Below are 17,818 nucleotides of genomic sequence, written 5' to 3'. Positions count from 1 at the left end.
ACGGGTTTTGACGAAGAACTAGTTAATTCAATTCAATCATGGTCTTTTGAAAGTCGAATTATCTCATCGATATAAGAATTGATTTTTTCTTGTTCAATGGCCTCTAATACAAAATCACATAGCAAGCGTTTATCAATAAAGGTGTTTTGAAACTCAACGGTTTTAAGCAGTTCAAGATTTTCTTGGGAATAGGGCTGCAAACGGTTAAAGTTCTTCCGTAAATAAGGGGTGAAATTTTGTATTTGATAAGTGCGCTCCAATTGCTCTTCTTCAGCATAATCGTTGTATACATCTTTCCAAGAAACAAGTAGGTTTCGTAACGAATCATTTTGAACCAACTCAAATGAAGAGGAATTGATTAGGGCCTCAATGGTACCATTCGAAGGATTAAAGGTTTTAATGGTATAGATATCAGCATTGTATTTCAAAAGTGAATCTATGGCAGCAACACCGGGATCGGTCAATAAGGCATCGATAAAAATCGTAAGTGCTTTTTGTTTCTTTTTATTGATGAGCACTATACTATCCAATTGGTTTCTATTGCTTTGAAAATCCATATGGATTTGCTTCAGTATCAAAGCTTCTTTTTTTCTATTGGTATTTTCAGTGTTCCAATTGTTAATTGCAAGGGCAATCAAAATTCCGATGACGACTAAAATAATTTCGCCGATAGCATAAATTAAGTATTTACTGAAGCGATTTTCTTCGAGTAATTTTTGGCGTATGCGACGAAAGAATTTAATCATTTTGGTTACGGTATAATTCTTTATTTAAAAGTTGGTGTAATTCTTCTACTTTTTTCCGCGTCCAAGTCATTGCCTCTACATGACCTGTTCTAAGTACTATGAGCACATTTAGAAAATTGCCAAACTCAACATTTGTTTTCAGTGCTTCGTAGTCGTTTGGTCGTGCAATATCGTCATCATAGTTATCACTTCTTCGAATATGGCTTATCATCATGCGTTGGGTGGTGTTTTGGTTAAAACTCCATTCCCATTCCCCCCAATCATCTTCGATACGTTGAAATTCAAAATCGTAAATACTTATGATTTTTGCTTTGAGACTATCATTACTAATTTTATCAATACCCCTCACTTTTAAGGTCTCATAGGTTGTTTTGGGTAAATACGGGATTTGAAATATATCTATGTAAGTAAATGCAGTGTCCAAAACTTTTGAGTAGGGGAGGTCATTAATAATATGGTTTTGAATTTTCTTTAAGTAGTTAACGGAAACCTGATTATATTGAATTACGGTATCCAATTCGCCGACTGAAAAGGCCACATCTTTTCTCAATTCCTTAAGAAGCTTTATTTCATTTGCTTTTGCTTTTATCCCTTCGTTCCAATTATTGACTTGGAGGGCTAGCAAAATTCCAATCATGACCAAGATAATCTCTCCAATCGCATAGAGCAGATATTTAGAAAACCGATTTTCTTGAAGGAGTTTTTGGCGAATACGACGAAAGAATTTTAGCATATTACTTGCTTAGAAATTTTTGGATGCTGTCATAAAGTTGGTGGGCTTCTTGTTTGTTACGTTCCAAAGCTCGATGTATGGAATAGGCGTAAGTTAATTCTTGATTGATAAGCCCATAAAATTCATCTGTTTTGATTTTTTTAAGCATTCTTGGTATTTCCGCTTTATTGATGCTGTCAGGAAATTTTGAATTAAAATATTTGAACGAATTCACATAATCGGCATAAGGGGTCCTGATGTTGTTGGCATATTTGTTTACAAATTCTTTGCCATCAAAATATTCCACAATTTGTTGCCTTAGCTTTTCACTGCTTATCAGACTCAAATTACCAGTACTGATTAATTCTTGGTAGGTTCTCGAGCTTCCGTAGAAGGTACTCCTGCTGCCCACGCCACCAAATCCGACAGCATCAATGAACGCCAGGGTATCAATCAGCGCATAATCGCCCGTTATATATTGTTTTGTTTGATGCAAGTTGTTGACTTTTTTCGGGTAGTTCTGGAACCATGTTCTATGAAGTGCCGTAGAATCGGCAGCTACCTCATCACGAATATTAATCAAGTATAGCTGTTCATTAATGCTATTTTTTCGGGCTTCATTCCAATTATTGACCTGGAGGGCCAATAGAATACCAATCATGACCAAGGTAATTTCACCAATAGCGTACAAAAGGTATTTACTGAAGCGATTTTCTTCAAGAAGTTTTTGGCGGATACGTCGGAAAAATTTAATCATTGCTTTTACTTTTTATCTCTTGATCAAGCTGCTGAATCAAATTATTTGCACGTTTTTTAAGTTGATTGAGATTGCGATAAGCACGGCTCGAATATTGAATTTCAGCATTGATTGCAGGTCGTAATACCTCCAAATCCGTCTTCAGTTTTTGAATAACTACTTTTGGTACGATTGGGCTCAATTCATCGGTTGAGTCTTCATTGATACCGGTTTCATAAAGTTCACCGGGAATCAACCCAGATAACAGGGCAGTCCAATTACTTCGTCCTGTTTTCATGGCGCCTCTGCGATCATCAATCAAATTATAGTAATTGAAAATCTCTTTTCGAAGTTCGTCTGATTTAATAAGCGCGTTATTACCATTACTAAAGGTTTCCTTTATTGTTAAGTCTTGAATAGTTAAGTCGTATTCAAATCTTGTTACGAAGAGTTCATTTATGCTATCACCATTTACCTCTATGTATTTTAAGGTGTCATAGGTACCGTTCAATATTTTGACAAGAACATCTGTTTTTACCCCGACCAGATTTTTGTAGTGGTCAAATTGGCCCAAATTGATTTCAACATCTGTTTTAAGTGCTTTTAAAATCTCAATTTCTTTTTTATCGTTAATGCGATCTTGATTCCAATTATTGACTTGGAGGGCCAGCAAAATTCCAATCATGACCAAAATTATTTCACCGATGGCGTAAAATAGGTATTTGCTGAATCGGTTTTCAGCAAGCAGTTTTTGGCGAATACGGCGAAAGAACTTGATCATCGTTGATTTATTTCTTTTTCAAGAAGATTAATCATTTTTTCAATAAGAAGTTGTTTCTCCTTGGTAGAATTTAATTGGGGTTCCCTAATGGCGAGCATTCTTCCGAGATAAACTTTGTAAACCTTACTCTTTCTTAATTTTTCCCAATCCATTTCAAATTGGGATAGGTCTACCTCTAAATCCATTTGAGCATCCTGATTTTCTTCAACTAATCCTGCTTCCATAGTTCCTGGACTCGCTTTGAAGATTGCGTTTAGATATTTTTTTAGCATCATAGGCGAGGTAAATTCAAATCGAGTATTATTATAGGAAGCATCATAGTCACTACGTTGCTTGGCACTTTCTAATTCACCCTTTTGTGGAACAAAATATATGGGCAACAAAATTTTTAAAGAATCATTTTTAATTAGATTAAGCCCATTACTGGCTACCATATTGTCATAGGCAGTAGTTTTTGGGGTAAATTCAAAAGCATTTGCGGCACTTAAAAAATGGTTTTTGAAAAGATTGGTATCGATTTCCATTTCAGTGCCACTTACAAATTCCCACAGGTACTTTCCTTTTTTCTCGACTGCCAAAAGGCGATTGTAAAACTCTTTCAACACTTTACGATCCGATTTTAAACTTGTAATCAATTGGGCACAGTACGCATTTTTTTGAGCAATATTTTTTCGTTCCTCGTTCCAATTGTTGATCTGCAATGCAATCAGAATACCAATGACCACAAGTACAATTTCACCTATGGCATAAAGGAAGTATTTGCTGAATCGGTTTTCAGCAAGTAGTTTGTGGCGAATACGACGGAAAAATTTTAGCATTGATTAGAATTCACTTTTTAATCTTTTTTTAATGGTTTCCATATTTTCTAAGAACTTATTTTGCCAGTATAGCGTAGTTCTTGTTTTGCTTATACTTGACATAATAATGAATTTATACTTCGGGTTTTTTATCAAGTCCTCAGGGTTATGGGGAATGAGGCCTTTATTTTCGGTTAATTCTAGTGCAAAGTTTTCCGCTAGAAAAGGTTCTACTGTTGATGAATAGAAGTCATTTCTAATCGGTCTTAGATTACTATTATGTTCATATTGCCATTCATACAAATCTGAAAGTTGTTTTCTTGTACTGTCGTTTTTAATGAAATATAGCCCGTGTGTTCTGGAAGTTTCATATGCAGATTTATCAAAACTATGATGGTAATATTCATGCGCGTTGAAGATATAAGTGCTTAGTGAGTCATGATACGTTCTTTGGCCTTCGATAAGTTCAATTATCACAGAAGCTTGTTGCATAATTTCTCTATTCTCTTTAATAACAAATCGCATTCCTTTAATATCACTTTGCAATGATTGAATGAGCTCAGTTGAAAGTTTTTGTTCAAATTGTACCGTCTTTTGTTTCTCGTTCCAATTATTGATTTGAAGTGCTATTAGAATTCCGACAACTACTAGGACAATCTCACCAATGGCATAAAGCAGGTATTTTGAGAAGCGGTTCTCTTGAAGCAGATTTTGACGGAAGCGGCGAAAGAACTTGATCATTGAATTTGTTTTTTAAGATGGTCGTCTATTTGGACTATCAAATCTTCGCAATAGGTTATGGTTTTTTTTCTAATACGGATACCTTCAAGTCGCAGTACCCGCCAAAAGGTCATTAGCCCATAAAATTCGGTATTGTTTTTCAATGCTTCAGTATGTATTGGCTTTGCAGCCCCAATGTTCAAAGGAATCTTGTTTGAATATCCCAGTTGATATTCGAGATTGGCATGCACTAACACGGTTGAGGCAGCAGAGTAGCCTTCAGTAGTTCTAATGATTTCAGCCAGTTCATTGTATTGTATTTCGTAAAGATCAATGATGGTGCTTCTCAGTTCTTCTGACTGAACCAATGCAACTCCTTGCGATTTCAAGGTTTCGTACCCAGATAATTTCCAACTGGCAGTTGGCCAATAGAAGCAATTGTTAAAATGCTTATCGAGACCTTCATCGTATTCCTTTTGTTCAAAAAATTTTGAGGATAGCAGATTAATTGAAGTAATGACTGTTTGTTCTATTTCAATCTCTTTTTTGGCTTTTTCTATATTGAATTTAAGGTCATCTTTAATTTCCAACAATATCTTTTCTTCGAGCGCAGCCCTTTTTCGTTCCTCGTTCCAATTGTTGATCTGTAATGCAATCAAAATACCGATGACCACCAAGATGATTTCAGCAATGGCATAGAGGATGTACTTAGAAAATTTATTTTCGGAGAGCAATTTCTGGCGGATTCGGCGAAAGAATTTAATCATGTTCTATTTCTTGGTTTATTTCTTTATGGAGCTCGGTTGCCTTTTCAAGAAATATGCCCCAGTCAAAGATTTGAAAGGTTTCTGCTGTGCGTTTTTGAATAATCATGGCCATAAATTCAGGGTCTTTTCCCAGGGCCATCAAATCAATAGGCTTTAATCGACTTGGCAACTCTGCAGATTGCAAAGCCTCGTTTGTGGCCATTATCTTCTTAAAAAACACAGGGTAAATACTCTCGTAAATAATTTTCTGGGCATTCTTATCGGTATAATTTAATTTGACGTCACCGTAATAAGAAAATATTTTTTGTCTTAGGGTCTCATTGGTAATTGACTTGATGCTTCCTGCAGCAAGGGATTCTTCATAGGTGCCAGCACTTGATTTAAAATGACCTTCAAAACCAAGACTTGAATAGCTAAGACGTAGAAAATTTGAGACATCATAATTTTGCTTATTGGCTAACATGATCATAAGAGAATCCATTTCCGCTCCTCTTCTTTTTCCACTTTCAATTAAATTTTCTAAGAGAGAAATGTCCCTACTTACTTCATCTTTTAATAATTTCAGTATTCTTTGCTCCTCTTTCCTTGCTTTTAAATTTTCGTTCCAGTTATTTATTTGAAGCGCCAATAGAATACCGATCATGACCAAGACTATCTCACCAATAGCATAGAGCAAATATTTTGAAAACCGATTCTCTTGAAGTAATTTTTGACGAATGCGACGAAAGAATTTTAGCATAGTGTATACGACTTAATTATCCATTTCTGTTTCCAGCATTTGCACCATTACCTCAAGTTTTTCTGAGAGTATAGTAGTCATTTGCATAATATATTCTTTGGTTCTAACCGATTCAAAAATGGCATTTTTGAATTCGCTGTCATTGCATAAATCTGAAATCTCATAAGATACTGTAGTTTCTCCATTACCATCATATTCAAAACTCACATGCTTTTTAATGGTGGGATAGGTTACACCAATATCTTGTCGAAAATCATCTATATAGTGCTGCATGGCATCTCTATGTTCATAAAATTCGGAAACAAAATTTTTAACTTTCTTGTTCTCCAATTCCGAATAAATATTGGCAGAAAGCATTTCTTCATAGGTGTTTCGTACCTGATATAAGACTGTAAGGGAATTATAGGTTAGAAGCAATTCATCAAAACGTTTTTTTTGATTATGGTTGAGTTCACAGGTATTTAGACTTTGAAAAACATCTTGGGCAGCTTTCAATTTCTGGGTATGATCGTCCACAATTAATTTGTATTCAACATTCATAATATCAATATCAGCCTTTAGTTCTCTGAGGTAATTATTTTGGGTGGTTCTTAGTATTCGTTTTTCATTCCAATTGTTGACCTGTAACGCAATCAATATTCCAATGACCACCAGTATAATTTCACCTATCGCATATAGGAGGTACTTTGAGAAACGGTTCTCTTGAAGTAAATTTTGACGTATGCGGCGGAAAAATTTAATCATTGATAGCTTGATTTAATTCAAGTTTTATCAAATTGAGAATGCTGCGATTCTGATTGTCTAACTTTTTAAGTTCTCTTAGGGCACCATTTGTAACCCATTTTTTATCTGTTGTAATATTTTGCAATTCCTTGTCTTTTAACCAGCCTAAAGTGTCAGATTCAAATCGTTGTTTTTCAAATCCACTGACCCTTGCCAACAAGGTCACGTGTTTTTGATGTCTTCGCCGTTGATTCAAGGTGAGTTCAATGAGTTGATCTTCTTGTTCTTTATAGGAAGAATATACACTTGGAAAAATTGATAACTCGAGTTTTAAAGGTTCATTGGTCAGTTTGTCAATTTGTTGGCTTGGAAATTCAATGGAGCCATAAGCTAAATCTACTTTGACATAAGTAAATCTTCCAATGGAATCTGCAGTTTCAAAATCTTCTGGTAGTTTGGGATTAGGTCCGCTATACCTTAGCATTGCATCGATGTACATTTTTTGGGCTGCATAGTCTGTAAACCCTTCCTTGATAATGCTATCATTGGCTTGAAAATTTTTAAGGAATTGATTTAAAATGACAATTTCATTTTTCCTTGCCTTTTTGTTTTCATTCCAATTATTGATTTGAAGAGCAATAAGTATCCCAATCACCACCAAAACGATTTCACCAATAGCATAAAGCAGGTATCTGGAGCCTTGATGCTCTTTGAAAAGTTTTTGGCGTATGCGACGGAAGAACTTAATCATTCAAAATAGGTTTTAGTTGTTCTTTTTCGCCTGTCATTTCCCAATGGCCTAAAACCATGGGAATGTTGCCGATGCTATTCAATTCGTCAAAGAATTCTTTTGTTTTAAATGGTTTCCCTTCCAGCTCTTGAATTCTGGCATAATCGGCCATGGCGGCCTCTAATAAATACTTTCCGGTAATATAGCTTGTGCCATAACCGGGTTGCCGCAAATACAGGTGTTGCTCAAAAATCAGCAGTTCTTTTTCGGTCTTCATCCATCCCCTTGGGGTATATGCTGAGTGAATTCCACCGGCCTCTTCCACTGTCATTTCATTCGCGTGGGCATACAAAGACCCCAACCCTCTTGCCGCCCGTTGGGCAATCATGATATAGACAATCTCCCTGCTGCGCGGTGAGTCTTGATACAATCCGGCATCCATGAACATTTCTTCGACCGCGGTGGCTGTTCCCTCATTTCTTGAATCAAAAATATTATACAATAATGGCCCCCTTCGTATTTCGCTTTTACGCGGCTCCTTGTCCATTCGTGCCAATTCGAACCAATGGTAAAAATGGGAGTAGAGTGGTCGTTGGTCGTAATGGGCTCCTATCCAAAAAAAGTTGCGTTTTTCTTCAGGGACAAAGGCCCCCAAATGCTCTCGAAGTGCGGGTTCAAAATAGGGCTTAACGGTAACAATATCTTGCTGCTCTAAAAAGTCAATTAGACTTCGTGCAGCTGCATCAGCCATGTTATCATAGGCTTCTGGCGAATCTGCCGCAACCAATTCGGGCAAATTTCTGTTTTGATGTTCCTCCAATTTTAAAGCGGACCAAGCTCGGGCAAGTTCCCTTTTTAAAATCATGACCTCGTCTTCCCAGGTCAAGGGAACCAAATGCACATTTTGCAAATACCAGGTGTAGTTGTCTTTTCCAATACCTGAAGGTCCCGTTTTTGAATCGGCTTGGTCTTGCAACCAGATTGCCAATGCATCAGTCGATGCCACTGCTTCCATTATAGCATCAACCAAAGCAGAATCTTCACGTACCCCTTGTTGGTATAAAATCGTTTTTAAAACGGTACTTTGATTCTTGATATCACGAATACCCGCTACCCACAAATCTTTGGCATTACCGGTAAGATTTTGTTCGGCTTGCTTATTCAATGTGGGAATAACCTTTAAGTCGCTGAGTAAGCGTTCTTTTTCATTGTTAGTGAGTGGAAATTCATAGGTCCACAATTCTAATGTTCCATGGTGGGTTGGACCCTCGTGGGCTGGAACATCACTTTTGTACGTCCATACCGATTTGTAAAAGGCTGGGTCGCGTTCCCAAGGTTTTAAAATCCGATGATTGAAATCGTAACCGTTCATTTCGGCCCAAACTATCATCCAGTCTATCTGTTCGGGAATGGGCCAATCGGTAGTGTCTATTTTTATGAGTTTTTGCTGGAGTTCTTTGAATTTTGGCCAACGTTTTTCAAAAGTTGCTTTAGTATAATCCGGTGCACCGTCAAGTTTTGGCGGATTTTCAAATTCGCGCCAGTCATGAAACAGTAGAACCAAATCATCGTAGGATGTAGTTGTGAATGCGGTATTTGTAGGCGCGTCTTTTTCATTTTTTTGCCCTTCATTACAAGAGCCTAAAAAAATCAAAAGCAGGAGTAGTGAAAATCTATGTTTCATGGGTTGATTCAATTAATCCAATGATTGCTAACAGCTTACTTATAGAGGGAAAATACAATTGGTGCTGTTGCCAATTGGGTCTTGCAACTATTCTCATTATTGGTTGGTCTGGTTTAGGCGTCGCCTTTTTAAATATATGAAATAAAAACGTTGCCTTCTAGGGCTGAGCTATTTACGTTTTTTAGCTATTGAACTTTTGGCTGGCCGAACCATTTGGCAATAACATTTTCAGCGGGCTTAAAACGAGGGGAGAAGTTTAAATTGGTCGGTGCATTGCTTTCTTGACTGCGGGTATTCCATTCCCAAATGTAGACACCGGCAAACCATTCTTCGTCCCATAGTTCCTGAAAAAGGGCTTCAAAAGCCAATTGCTGTGTTTGGTCTGACTTTTTCTTATACAAGACCCCAAAAGTATCGTCCCATTCCCAAGGTTTAATTGTTGCTGAGGCTTCACTTTTGTAACCAACCTCGGTAAAAAGGATTGGTTTTCCTTCTGTTTTGGATAATGCAGCCAAGGTTTCAATGTGGGGTTGCCAACCGGTTTTAATGGATTCCAAATCTGGATTTTCGACTTTGGTCAATGGAAAATATGCCTGAATCCCAATATAGTCCAATGCATCCCAGAAACCAATATGTTCATATTCGTCATACCAATTCGCTGCGTAGGTAAGTGGGCCGTCGTATATATCACGTATATCAGCAATTAGTAGTTTCCAAGCTTCGGGTTGTTTTTTAATCGAAGTGCGTAGTTCAGTTCCAACACAAAAAAGCTCTGCCTTGGTTAGTTGGGCCATTTTCGCGTAATGCAGCATGCGACTTCGGTAAGAGTTAAACCAAGTATCCCAATCTTCTTTTGAAGAATAATTTAGATTTGAGCGCCAACCTTCACCCAACCATAGGTGTGGTTTTAGGTGCACATGAATACCCTTTTGATGTAAATCGTTAATGGCCTTAATAAAGGTGGAATCCCTTCGGGTAAAAATTCCGTCTTCACGTTTTGAAGCCACTTCGGGCGATTGTTCATTTTCTTGCCATATAAAAGGAACTACGGCTACCCATTCAACATTGGCTTTAACCAAGGCATCAATACCTTCGGTATTATCTTGTTGCCAACCAAAAACGCTCATACCGCGATGAAGACCATCACGCTCATAATAATTCGCGACTTCTCCTGATTGGTTCATTGCCTTTTCATCCCAAGTAAAGTCTATTACTTCTGAGGTATTCAAATGCACCAAGGTTTTAAAGCTAACGACAAGTAAGGTGACAGGAAGCAGCAAATAGAGACCCAATCGCTTGAACATCAATTTTGAACCATATTTTCTGTAAACTTTTCGGAAATAACGAACAAGCAGAAATAAGACCAGAAGTATTAAGAAAAGTAAATGTTGTGCGACTAAAAATGACTTGTTGGGGAGTACATCTTCAAAATACCGTTGCACACTTTCTACAAAACCTTCACCCCTTGCCACCAGTTGCCATAGTAGCAACACAAAGCCTAGCACCCAGGATATAAGATAAATAAGAACTACATTTTTAATGTTTTTTTTCATGGGATTCGGTCAGAGGAAATCATTGAAGTTTACATTGAATTATTCAATGGTTTTTGAAACTTGATTCAATAGTTCGGTCATTTTGGTTTTCTGACTCAAATAAAGTCGATTCACTTCTTTAGCCATATGTTTCTGCTCGCCAACAAGATTCAAGAATTTTTCATCGGTAATTATTTTGTTGATCGTTTCATGGTCCAAAAAGTCTCTTTTCAAAGCATATTTATACATAGGCGTCTCCGACTTCAAGTAGTTTATGTAGCTCAATTGATTGTCTTTGCCCAGTGTTTCAAATTCCTTTAAATATTTAAGATTAGCTTCCCAATTGACCATGGCTTTGCGAATGCTGTCATTTTGAATTAAAGCCAAGTCGCCAGAACCAAAAATGTCTTTGATGGTACCCTCGGCCCCGAAAAAGAAAGTATAGCTCGCTGTTTCCATTACTAGAGCTTGAATTTCCCTGACCGTATTTAATTTTATTTGGCCATCGGCATATCTTAATAAAGAATCAGTAGTGCTAATTGTTTGGCTTGATTTTTCTATGACACGGTCCAGCTCTTTTAGGTTAATTTTCATATCGCTATGAAAACTAGACAAATACAACTGTTCTTTTGCACGGTCATTTTTATCGTTGTTCCAGTTATTGACTTGTAAGGCCAATAGAATACCGATGACGACCAAAATAATTTCACCAATGGCATATAGCAAGTATTTCGAAAACTTGTTTTCGGAGAGTAGTTTCTGTCGTAAGCGGCGAAAGAATTTTATCATTTTGAATTCAAATAAGAATCTATGGCAGCTATGAGTTCTGCTATGGTGACTTTGGTTTCTTCAAGTTTTTGGTTGTGTTCAAATGTTTTGTTGGTCAAAACAAAAAGTCCGGATAAGATTTCGGGGTCGGTGTGCACCTTTACCTCGTTTATGGCTATAACATCAAAATCTTTTTTGGTAATGAACTTCATCATGGTCTTATTGATCATTTTAGGGGCAACATTATCCAAAAAACGCTGCGTCGTACTTACAATCTGATTTTGAACTCCATCAAGGGAGACATCTGAATAGTATCGGGAAATATCCTTTCTCAAAGGGTCTGAACGCAAAATATCAATTTTACCAGTAGAAGTTATATTGTTGAATGCTACCCTTGTTGGGGTGAATAATTTATGATTGGTTATTACCGGCATTTGATATGAAAAATCTTTACCAAGAGCCGGGTTCTCTTTCATTAACGATAAATAGTAATATGCTGAGTCGATTTTTTTTAATTTGAACGCATTTGCAGAAATGACTTCGTTTATCTTTTTAAGGTCTTCGTTGAGGTTCTCTTTGATTTCCAATAGGAATTTTTCTTCTTTTTCAAAATCCAATCGTGTTTGGTACCAACTATTGATTTGTAAGGCGATTAAGATTCCAATAACGACCAAGACTATTTCTCCAATTGCATAGAAAAGGTATTTCGAGAATTTGTTCTCGGAAATTAGTTTTTGACGGATGAGACGGAAAAATTTAATCATTGTTTGTTTCTTGAGCTGTCATTCGTAAGATATCGTCGATTGTCTTAACAATACCTTCGGTTTCAACAGTATTCAAAAGATTGTCCAAGTCACCTATTCTTGTGATTCTATAATTGAATTCCTGAGGACTAACCAGAATTTCAAGGTTTTCTCGACTCAATCCTTTTTGAAATTGATAATTGCTACGAATCCAAGGTTGGTATTCTTCAAACAAAAATTTCATTGCAAATTCCTCTTCTTCTAAATAATCGTCCAAAACATCTTTCCAAGAGATTAGATTTCTACGAAGACTATCGTTTTGTATCAGGTCAAAAGTTGAAGAATTTATCAATGCCTGTACGGTTCCATTCTTTGGATTAAAAGACATATTTGAAAAGGCCATGTCCTGTAAGGGCAGAATACTGTCAACCAAGGGATAGTTGAGATATTCATTTGCTGGAACCTCCTTTTTCATCTTTTCAATTATTTCACTTACCCGTATTGCGGCTTTTATCGCAGTGGTATTGTGTGCGATAATAGAGTCCAACTGATTTTTGTTGTAGGTAAAATCATAGTGAAGTTCTTTCAAATACGATTGTTCTTTTTCGCGCGCTTTTTGTTCTTCGCGCATGCTGTTCAGCTGTAAGGCAATCAGTATGCCAATAACAACCAAAACGATTTCTCCCACTGCATATAAAAGGTATTTTGAGAGCTCGTTCTCAGAAAGTAATTTTTGGCGCAAACGACGGAAAAACTTAATCATCCTGAGACATTTTTAGTTCGTTACGAATCAATGAAATAATCGAATCATTATGTTTCTGTACCCTATCAAGATCAAAAATGGCTGACTCAGTGACCCATAGCCTATCGACGGTCACATTTTGAAATTGCATGTTCCGCAGAAGGCCCAAGGTATCTGCCTTGAAATTTTCCTGTGTTGGTTCCATTGAGTTAAGAAGCATCAGCGGAATATATTGTTGTTGTATTTCCCGTTGTTTTAAAAGTAGATTGGTAATTGCATTTTCATTACCTCTGTAAAGACTAAAGACTACTGGTAGTGCTTGTATAAACTGTTTCAAATGATTGTTGGTGAGTAGACCTAAATCTAAATTCGATTGTGAGGCACTGGTCGCATAAAGGACATTTACACTTGGGGTATTTAATTTTTGTATGGAATCAAAGACCTCTGAGTTTGGGGATTTAACTTTTGGCCCAGTATGACGCACAATCACATCAAGGAATTTCAGTTGTCGATCATACTCTTTTTTGTAAAATTCGAGTACTTTTTTGTTGGTTTCAAAATCATTAAGAAGCTGGGTAAGATATTGTTGTTCTTTTACCTCTGCTTTATGAAGTTCATTTGAATTGTTGATTTGCAAGGCGATTAAGATCCCGATGACGACCAACACGATTTCACCAAGGGCGTAAATCAAGTACTTGGAGAATTGGTTCTCAGACAGTAGCTTTTTACGTATAAGACGAAAGAACTTTATCATCGCTTAACTTTAATCGGAACAGAGATGTCATTGTTATCCATTTTCCACAGTTCATCTTCATAAATCGAAGTGTAAATTACTTCTATCGGAAAGGGGTTTTCACCTTCATCTGTAACACCTAAATATTCCATAACTTCTGGTAGTTTATCTGAATTTATTACATAGGTATAGATAGGTCTTTCCTCTCCGGGTGAAATTGTTGTTCCTCTACCAAGTGTAGCACTTTGTGCTAGATATCCAGTTTCCAAGACTTTAGGTAATTTTTCTCCAAGGAAATTTTCAATGTCAATTGGATACCTTTCTTCTTTGAATTTGAAATAAATCGAGTCTATAATCGCTGGTCCCAATCCCTTGTTCTCAATTACTTCTTGTATTGTCGTTATTGAATCATTACCACCAAAGTTGGTGGTGAAATCTAGTCTTGGTTTCACCGAAAGCTTACTTTGCTCCCGCATGATATTGGTCTGGTAAATGAAAATTACCAAGGTCATCAAACTGATGAGCATAGCAGAGATGCCTAGAATCCGATCGGTGTTCAGCTGTTTTTTTGCCATTGTTCTTAGTTTAAAACACTCTTGGGCATGTGCATGGTCACTAACATATTTGGCAAGTCAACAACCTCTGCTATTTGCAAATCTCCTTGTAACGAACAGAGGGCGTATGCTTCTTCAGTTGATAGCCCTTGCTCTGATTTCAAGTAATTTACCATATATAGCGTCGCCTTTTTAGCTGCTTCGTCTATGGTAGTCGCAAACCCAGTGGTTGCATAATAATCGTTGGTTTCATATTGGGGCTCGGGAATGGATTTATCTTTCAGTAATTCGATTTCATAAACAATACGCAGTGGACATTCAATTGCGGTACCACACACCTCACCTAAACCTTGTACAGCATGACCATCGCCAATGGAAAAAAGACCTCCTTCAACAAATACGGGAAAGTACATAATAGTGCCTTCGGTCATATTCGGGTCATCCATGTTGCCACCATTCGCTCTTGGCGGAATTGTATTTAATAGTTCTGAAGTATCTGGAGCAACACCCATTACACCAGGAAATGGGTTTAGCTTTATGGAGATGTCATCATTAAATTGCACTTCTTCACGTTCAGCTCCCAATTCATAAAGTTTCAGGTATTTGGTGTCAATAGTATCTGCTAGAAAACCAAATCCTGGTAAAATGGCATTCCAGCCCCAACCGCCCAATTCAATTTTATGAAGTGTGACCTTAAGTACATCCCCTGGCTTGGCATCTTCGACAAAAACAGGACCGGTCAATGGATGAATGGGCTCAAAATCCAACGAATCCAGTGCTCCTATTGTTGAATTCAAATTAAACTGGCCGTCACTTGCTTCTTCTGTAAATGCCTCTATGACCGCTCCTGATTCTACTTTAAGAACAGGTGCTATACTACTACTGAATTTGTTATGGGTGTTTTCTGTGGTCAAAGTGTGGTCGATTACCAAGCTGTCTTTAGGTGCCGTAATTTCTTCGGTTTCTTTGCTGGAATTCTTCTCTATACAAGCTGTAACAAAGATTATGGCGAAAATTCCGAGTAGGGTACTTAGATTTTTCATTTTCAGTTTCTTTTGGTTGATTTGTTCAAATTACAAATTCTTTACCTTTAAAAACACCAAAATTGTATACCATGCCAAAATTGATATCCTCTTTACTGCTTCTTTTGTTTTTTAGTGTTGGCCATGCACAAAAACCGAATTTCTCTTATCTAGATGTTTTTGATTTACAATACGCATTTGACCCTCAAATTTCTCCGAATGGAGATTGGGTGGTGTATCGAAGAATGGGTTTTGATATTATGAAGGATAGGGCATGGGGCAACCTCTGGTTATTAAAATCGGATGGTAGCCAACATCAAAAATTGACTTCACGTGAAGTATCAGAGAGTAGTGCTTCATGGTCACCCTCCGGTGACAGAATAGTTTTTTCTAGTAGTACGGCAGAAGGGTCCGAAATTTATGTGTATTGGGTGGATTCTGGCAAGGTGGCAAAGTTGTCGCAATTACCCTTTTCACCAAGTTCGTTGACCTGGTCGCCAGATGGGCGTAAACTCGCCTTTTCAATGAATGTTCCTTCGAAGTCACCTGTTTTGGCCAAAATGCCAAAAAAGCCGAAAGGGGCTAAATGGGCAGATGCCCCACGAATTACAGATCGTGTATACCATGAAGCCGATGGACGGGGATATATAAAACCGGGTTTCAATCACATTTTTGTTATGCCATCCAATGGTGGCGCTGCACGACAAATCACTTCTGGTGACTGGCAGCACCGAGGGTCCCTCTCATGGTCACCCGATGGTTCCAAAATCTACTTTTCGGCCAATAGGGTTGAAGATTGGGAATACCGTTTTCGAAATAGTGAGATTTATTCAGTTGCAGTAGAAACTGGGGATATTATTGCCTTGACCGACCGCGACGGCCCGGATTACAACCCTGTGGTCTCACCAAATGGGCAATTGATTGCCTATCTGGGTTATGGTGATAAAAAGCAAGCTTATCAGGTTCGAAAATTACATCTGATGAATGCTGATGGTTCCAATAAAAGAAGTATTTCAGATGAATTGGACCGAAGTATTTCGAGTATTACTTGGGATGAAAAGGGGAATGGTCTTTACTTTAATTACGATGACAAAGGAAACGGAAAAGTTGGCTATATCAACCTTTCAGGCAAGGTCACTAAGATGGCTGATAATCGCGGTGGCACTACCTTGGGTAGACCCTATGGTAGCGGCTCGTACAGTGTTTCAAAAAACGGTGTAATTGCCTACACCTACGCAACGCCAAAATACCCCGCGGAAATTGCCTTGGTATCTACCAAAACAAAGACCCCAAAGCAAATCACGGATTTAAATTCCGGATTGCTTAACTACCGAACCTTGGGCAAGGTAGAAGAAGTGTGGTATAAATCTTCGTTTGATGGCCGTGACCTGCAAGGTTGGGTAGTTTATCCGCCAAATTACGACGCTACTAAGAAGTATCCATTTATGGTGGAGAACCATGGTGGGCCAATTTTGAATTATGGAGACCGGTTTTCGATTGAAATGCAATTGTATGCGACGGCTGGTTATGTTGTTTTCTATCCCAATGCCCGAGGAAGTACCAGTTATGGTGAAGAATTTGGTAATCTGTTGTATCGTAACTATCCGGGTCAAGATTATGACGACACCATGGATGGTGTTGACCATTGCATAAAAATGGGTATTGCCCATGAAGATCAATTATTTGTTACCGGGGGTAGTGCCGGTGGAATAATGACGGCTTGGATGATTGGCAAAAACAACCGTTTTGAAGCGGCCGTTGTTGCGAAACCAGTTATGAACTGGATAAGTAAGACACTCGTTGCAGACAACTATTTTGGTTATGCCAATTCGAGATACGAGGGACAACCATGGGAAAATTTTGAACATTATTGGAAATTTTCACCCATTTCACTCGTTGGTAATATTGAGACCCCAACAATGGTTATGGTGGGAATGAATGATTTACGCACCCCACCTAGCGAAGCCAAGCAATTGTACCATGCCTTAAAATTGCGAAAGAAGGAAACCGTATTGGTTGAAATTCCAGGCGCAAGCCATGGTATTGCCAGTAGACCAAGTAACTTGATAACCAAAATCGCCAATACGGTAGCCTGGTTTGATAAGTATAGAACTGATGTGAAAAATGAAGAAAAAGAATAACTGGTTTTGGAATATTATTATCATACTAACACTTGTTGTTTGTCTATTGGCCTTTGTGCTTCATTACAAGAATTGGACAAAGTTTGAAGAGGGTGATTTTCAGATTGTCTCGGGCATTTACAAACAGCGAATTCCTTTAAACGAAATCGATGGCATAAATTTTGTTCCGAGAATTCCTGAATTGCAACGAAAAAATGGATTTTCTTGGTTAGCCAAAGAGAAGGGTGTTTTTTTGGATTCGATTTCAGGGTCAAAAGTTTATGTTTTTGTAGATGATCTTGCCCAACAGAAGCTTGAAATTATTCACCACGATTCGCTGCTCATCTATTTGAATATGGCAGACAGTCTGGAAACCTTGAAAATATTTGAAGAAATGAATGCGTATGTTGAACTTGAAAAGCAAAATCCAGAATAATGTTTATACCGTATACTATATGCGGTTATTCAA

At 37.7% G+C, this 17,818-nt stretch carries 20 protein-coding genes; 2 read left to right on the top strand and 18 right to left on the bottom strand.

Annotated features, from left to right (window positions below; genetic code table 11):
* Nucleotides 1-32: 32 nt before the first annotated feature.
* The 18 genes from HCU67_RS03225 to HCU67_RS03140 form a co-directional block, all read right to left on the bottom strand.
* Entirely contained in the window at nucleotides 33-746 is a 714-nt protein-coding gene (locus HCU67_RS03225; RefSeq protein WP_168550556.1) for a DUF6090 family protein, read from the bottom strand.
* The gene (locus tag HCU67_RS03220) at nucleotides 739-1,479 is read right to left on the bottom strand and encodes a DUF6090 family protein (protein WP_168550555.1); all 741 of its coding nucleotides are present in this window, start codon (nucleotides 1,477-1,479) and stop codon (nucleotides 739-741) included. The genes HCU67_RS03225 and HCU67_RS03220 overlap by 8 nt, the downstream gene beginning before the upstream one ends.
* Nucleotide 1,480: 1 nt before the next feature.
* Nucleotides 1,481-2,215, bottom strand: coding sequence for a DUF6090 family protein (locus tag HCU67_RS03215; protein ID WP_168551151.1), 735 nt, complete (start codon nucleotides 2,213-2,215; stop codon nucleotides 1,481-1,483).
* On the bottom strand, nucleotides 2,208-2,975 hold the full coding sequence (locus HCU67_RS03210; RefSeq protein ID WP_168550554.1) for a DUF6090 family protein: 768 nt from the start codon (nucleotides 2,973-2,975) through the stop codon (nucleotides 2,208-2,210). Before HCU67_RS03210 ends, HCU67_RS03215 begins: the two co-directional genes overlap by 8 nt.
* A complete protein-coding gene (locus tag HCU67_RS03205; RefSeq protein ID WP_168550553.1) occupies nucleotides 2,972-3,793 on the bottom strand; it encodes a DUF6090 family protein in 822 nt (273 codons plus the stop codon). The genes HCU67_RS03210 and HCU67_RS03205 overlap by 4 nt, the downstream gene beginning before the upstream one ends.
* 3 nt (nucleotides 3,794-3,796) lie before the next feature.
* A complete protein-coding gene (locus HCU67_RS03200) occupies nucleotides 3,797-4,513 on the bottom strand; it encodes a DUF6090 family protein (RefSeq protein ID WP_168550552.1) in 717 nt (238 codons plus the stop codon).
* The gene (locus HCU67_RS03195; protein WP_168550551.1) at nucleotides 4,510-5,259 is read right to left on the bottom strand and encodes a DUF6090 family protein; all 750 of its coding nucleotides are present in this window, start codon (nucleotides 5,257-5,259) and stop codon (nucleotides 4,510-4,512) included. Before HCU67_RS03195 ends, HCU67_RS03200 begins: the two co-directional genes overlap by 4 nt.
* Nucleotides 5,252-5,998 carry a DUF6090 family protein gene (locus tag HCU67_RS03190; protein WP_168551150.1) on the bottom strand — a complete coding sequence of 249 codons (747 nt, stop codon included), beginning with the start codon at nucleotides 5,996-5,998 and terminating at the stop codon, nucleotides 5,252-5,254. The genes HCU67_RS03195 and HCU67_RS03190 overlap by 8 nt, the downstream gene beginning before the upstream one ends.
* Before the next feature lie 12 nt (nucleotides 5,999-6,010).
* Nucleotides 6,011-6,742, bottom strand: coding sequence for a DUF6090 family protein (locus HCU67_RS03185; protein WP_168550550.1), 732 nt, complete (start codon nucleotides 6,740-6,742; stop codon nucleotides 6,011-6,013).
* Nucleotides 6,735-7,472, bottom strand: a complete 738-nt coding sequence (locus tag HCU67_RS03180; RefSeq protein ID WP_168550549.1) for a DUF6090 family protein — start codon at nucleotides 7,470-7,472, stop codon at nucleotides 6,735-6,737. The genes HCU67_RS03185 and HCU67_RS03180 overlap by 8 nt, the downstream gene beginning before the upstream one ends.
* Nucleotides 7,465-9,135 (bottom strand): DUF885 domain-containing protein, encoded by a 1,671-nt coding sequence (locus HCU67_RS03175; RefSeq protein ID WP_168551149.1) that lies wholly within the window; start codon nucleotides 9,133-9,135, stop codon nucleotides 7,465-7,467. The genes HCU67_RS03180 and HCU67_RS03175 overlap by 8 nt, the downstream gene beginning before the upstream one ends.
* Nucleotides 9,136-9,320: 185 nt before the next feature.
* The gene (locus HCU67_RS03170; RefSeq protein WP_168551148.1) at nucleotides 9,321-10,688 is read right to left on the bottom strand and encodes a glycoside hydrolase family 113; all 1,368 of its coding nucleotides are present in this window, start codon (nucleotides 10,686-10,688) and stop codon (nucleotides 9,321-9,323) included.
* A gap of 39 nt (nucleotides 10,689-10,727) precedes the next feature.
* A complete protein-coding gene (locus HCU67_RS03165; RefSeq protein ID WP_168551147.1) occupies nucleotides 10,728-11,456 on the bottom strand; it encodes a DUF6090 family protein in 729 nt (242 codons plus the stop codon).
* Nucleotides 11,453-12,199, bottom strand: a complete 747-nt coding sequence (locus HCU67_RS03160; protein WP_168550548.1) for a DUF6090 family protein — start codon at nucleotides 12,197-12,199, stop codon at nucleotides 11,453-11,455. Before HCU67_RS03160 ends, HCU67_RS03165 begins: the two co-directional genes overlap by 4 nt.
* Nucleotides 12,192-12,941, bottom strand: a complete 750-nt coding sequence (locus HCU67_RS03155) for a DUF6090 family protein (RefSeq protein ID WP_168551146.1) — start codon at nucleotides 12,939-12,941, stop codon at nucleotides 12,192-12,194. Before HCU67_RS03155 ends, HCU67_RS03160 begins: the two co-directional genes overlap by 8 nt.
* Nucleotides 12,934-13,674 carry a DUF6090 family protein gene (locus HCU67_RS03150; RefSeq protein ID WP_168550547.1) on the bottom strand — a complete coding sequence of 247 codons (741 nt, stop codon included), beginning with the start codon at nucleotides 13,672-13,674 and terminating at the stop codon, nucleotides 12,934-12,936. The genes HCU67_RS03155 and HCU67_RS03150 overlap by 8 nt, the downstream gene beginning before the upstream one ends.
* Nucleotides 13,671-14,228 carry a hypothetical protein gene (locus tag HCU67_RS03145; protein ID WP_168551145.1) on the bottom strand — a complete coding sequence of 186 codons (558 nt, stop codon included), beginning with the start codon at nucleotides 14,226-14,228 and terminating at the stop codon, nucleotides 13,671-13,673. The genes HCU67_RS03150 and HCU67_RS03145 overlap by 4 nt, the downstream gene beginning before the upstream one ends.
* Nucleotides 14,229-14,233: 5 nt before the next feature.
* A complete protein-coding gene (locus HCU67_RS03140) occupies nucleotides 14,234-15,250 on the bottom strand; it encodes an acetamidase/formamidase family protein (RefSeq protein WP_168551144.1) in 1,017 nt (338 codons plus the stop codon).
* Between the two features lie 71 nt (nucleotides 15,251-15,321).
* Here HCU67_RS03140 and HCU67_RS03135 point away from each other — a divergent pair, with 71 nt between their 5' ends.
* Together HCU67_RS03135 and HCU67_RS03130 are read left to right on the top strand one after the other, a co-directional pair.
* Entirely contained in the window at nucleotides 15,322-17,370 is a 2,049-nt protein-coding gene (locus HCU67_RS03135; protein WP_168551143.1) for a S9 family peptidase, read from the top strand.
* Entirely contained in the window at nucleotides 17,354-17,785 is a 432-nt protein-coding gene (locus HCU67_RS03130; RefSeq protein ID WP_168551142.1) for a hypothetical protein, read from the top strand. Before HCU67_RS03135 ends, HCU67_RS03130 begins: the two co-directional genes overlap by 17 nt.
* The last annotated feature ends 33 nt before the right edge of the window (nucleotides 17,786-17,818 follow it).

The sequence above is a fragment of the Croceivirga thetidis genome (assembly GCF_012272815.1).
Classification (GTDB): Bacteria; Bacteroidota; Bacteroidia; order Flavobacteriales; family Flavobacteriaceae; genus Croceivirga; species Croceivirga thetidis.
This window is presented reverse-complemented; position numbering and strand designations above follow the sequence as displayed.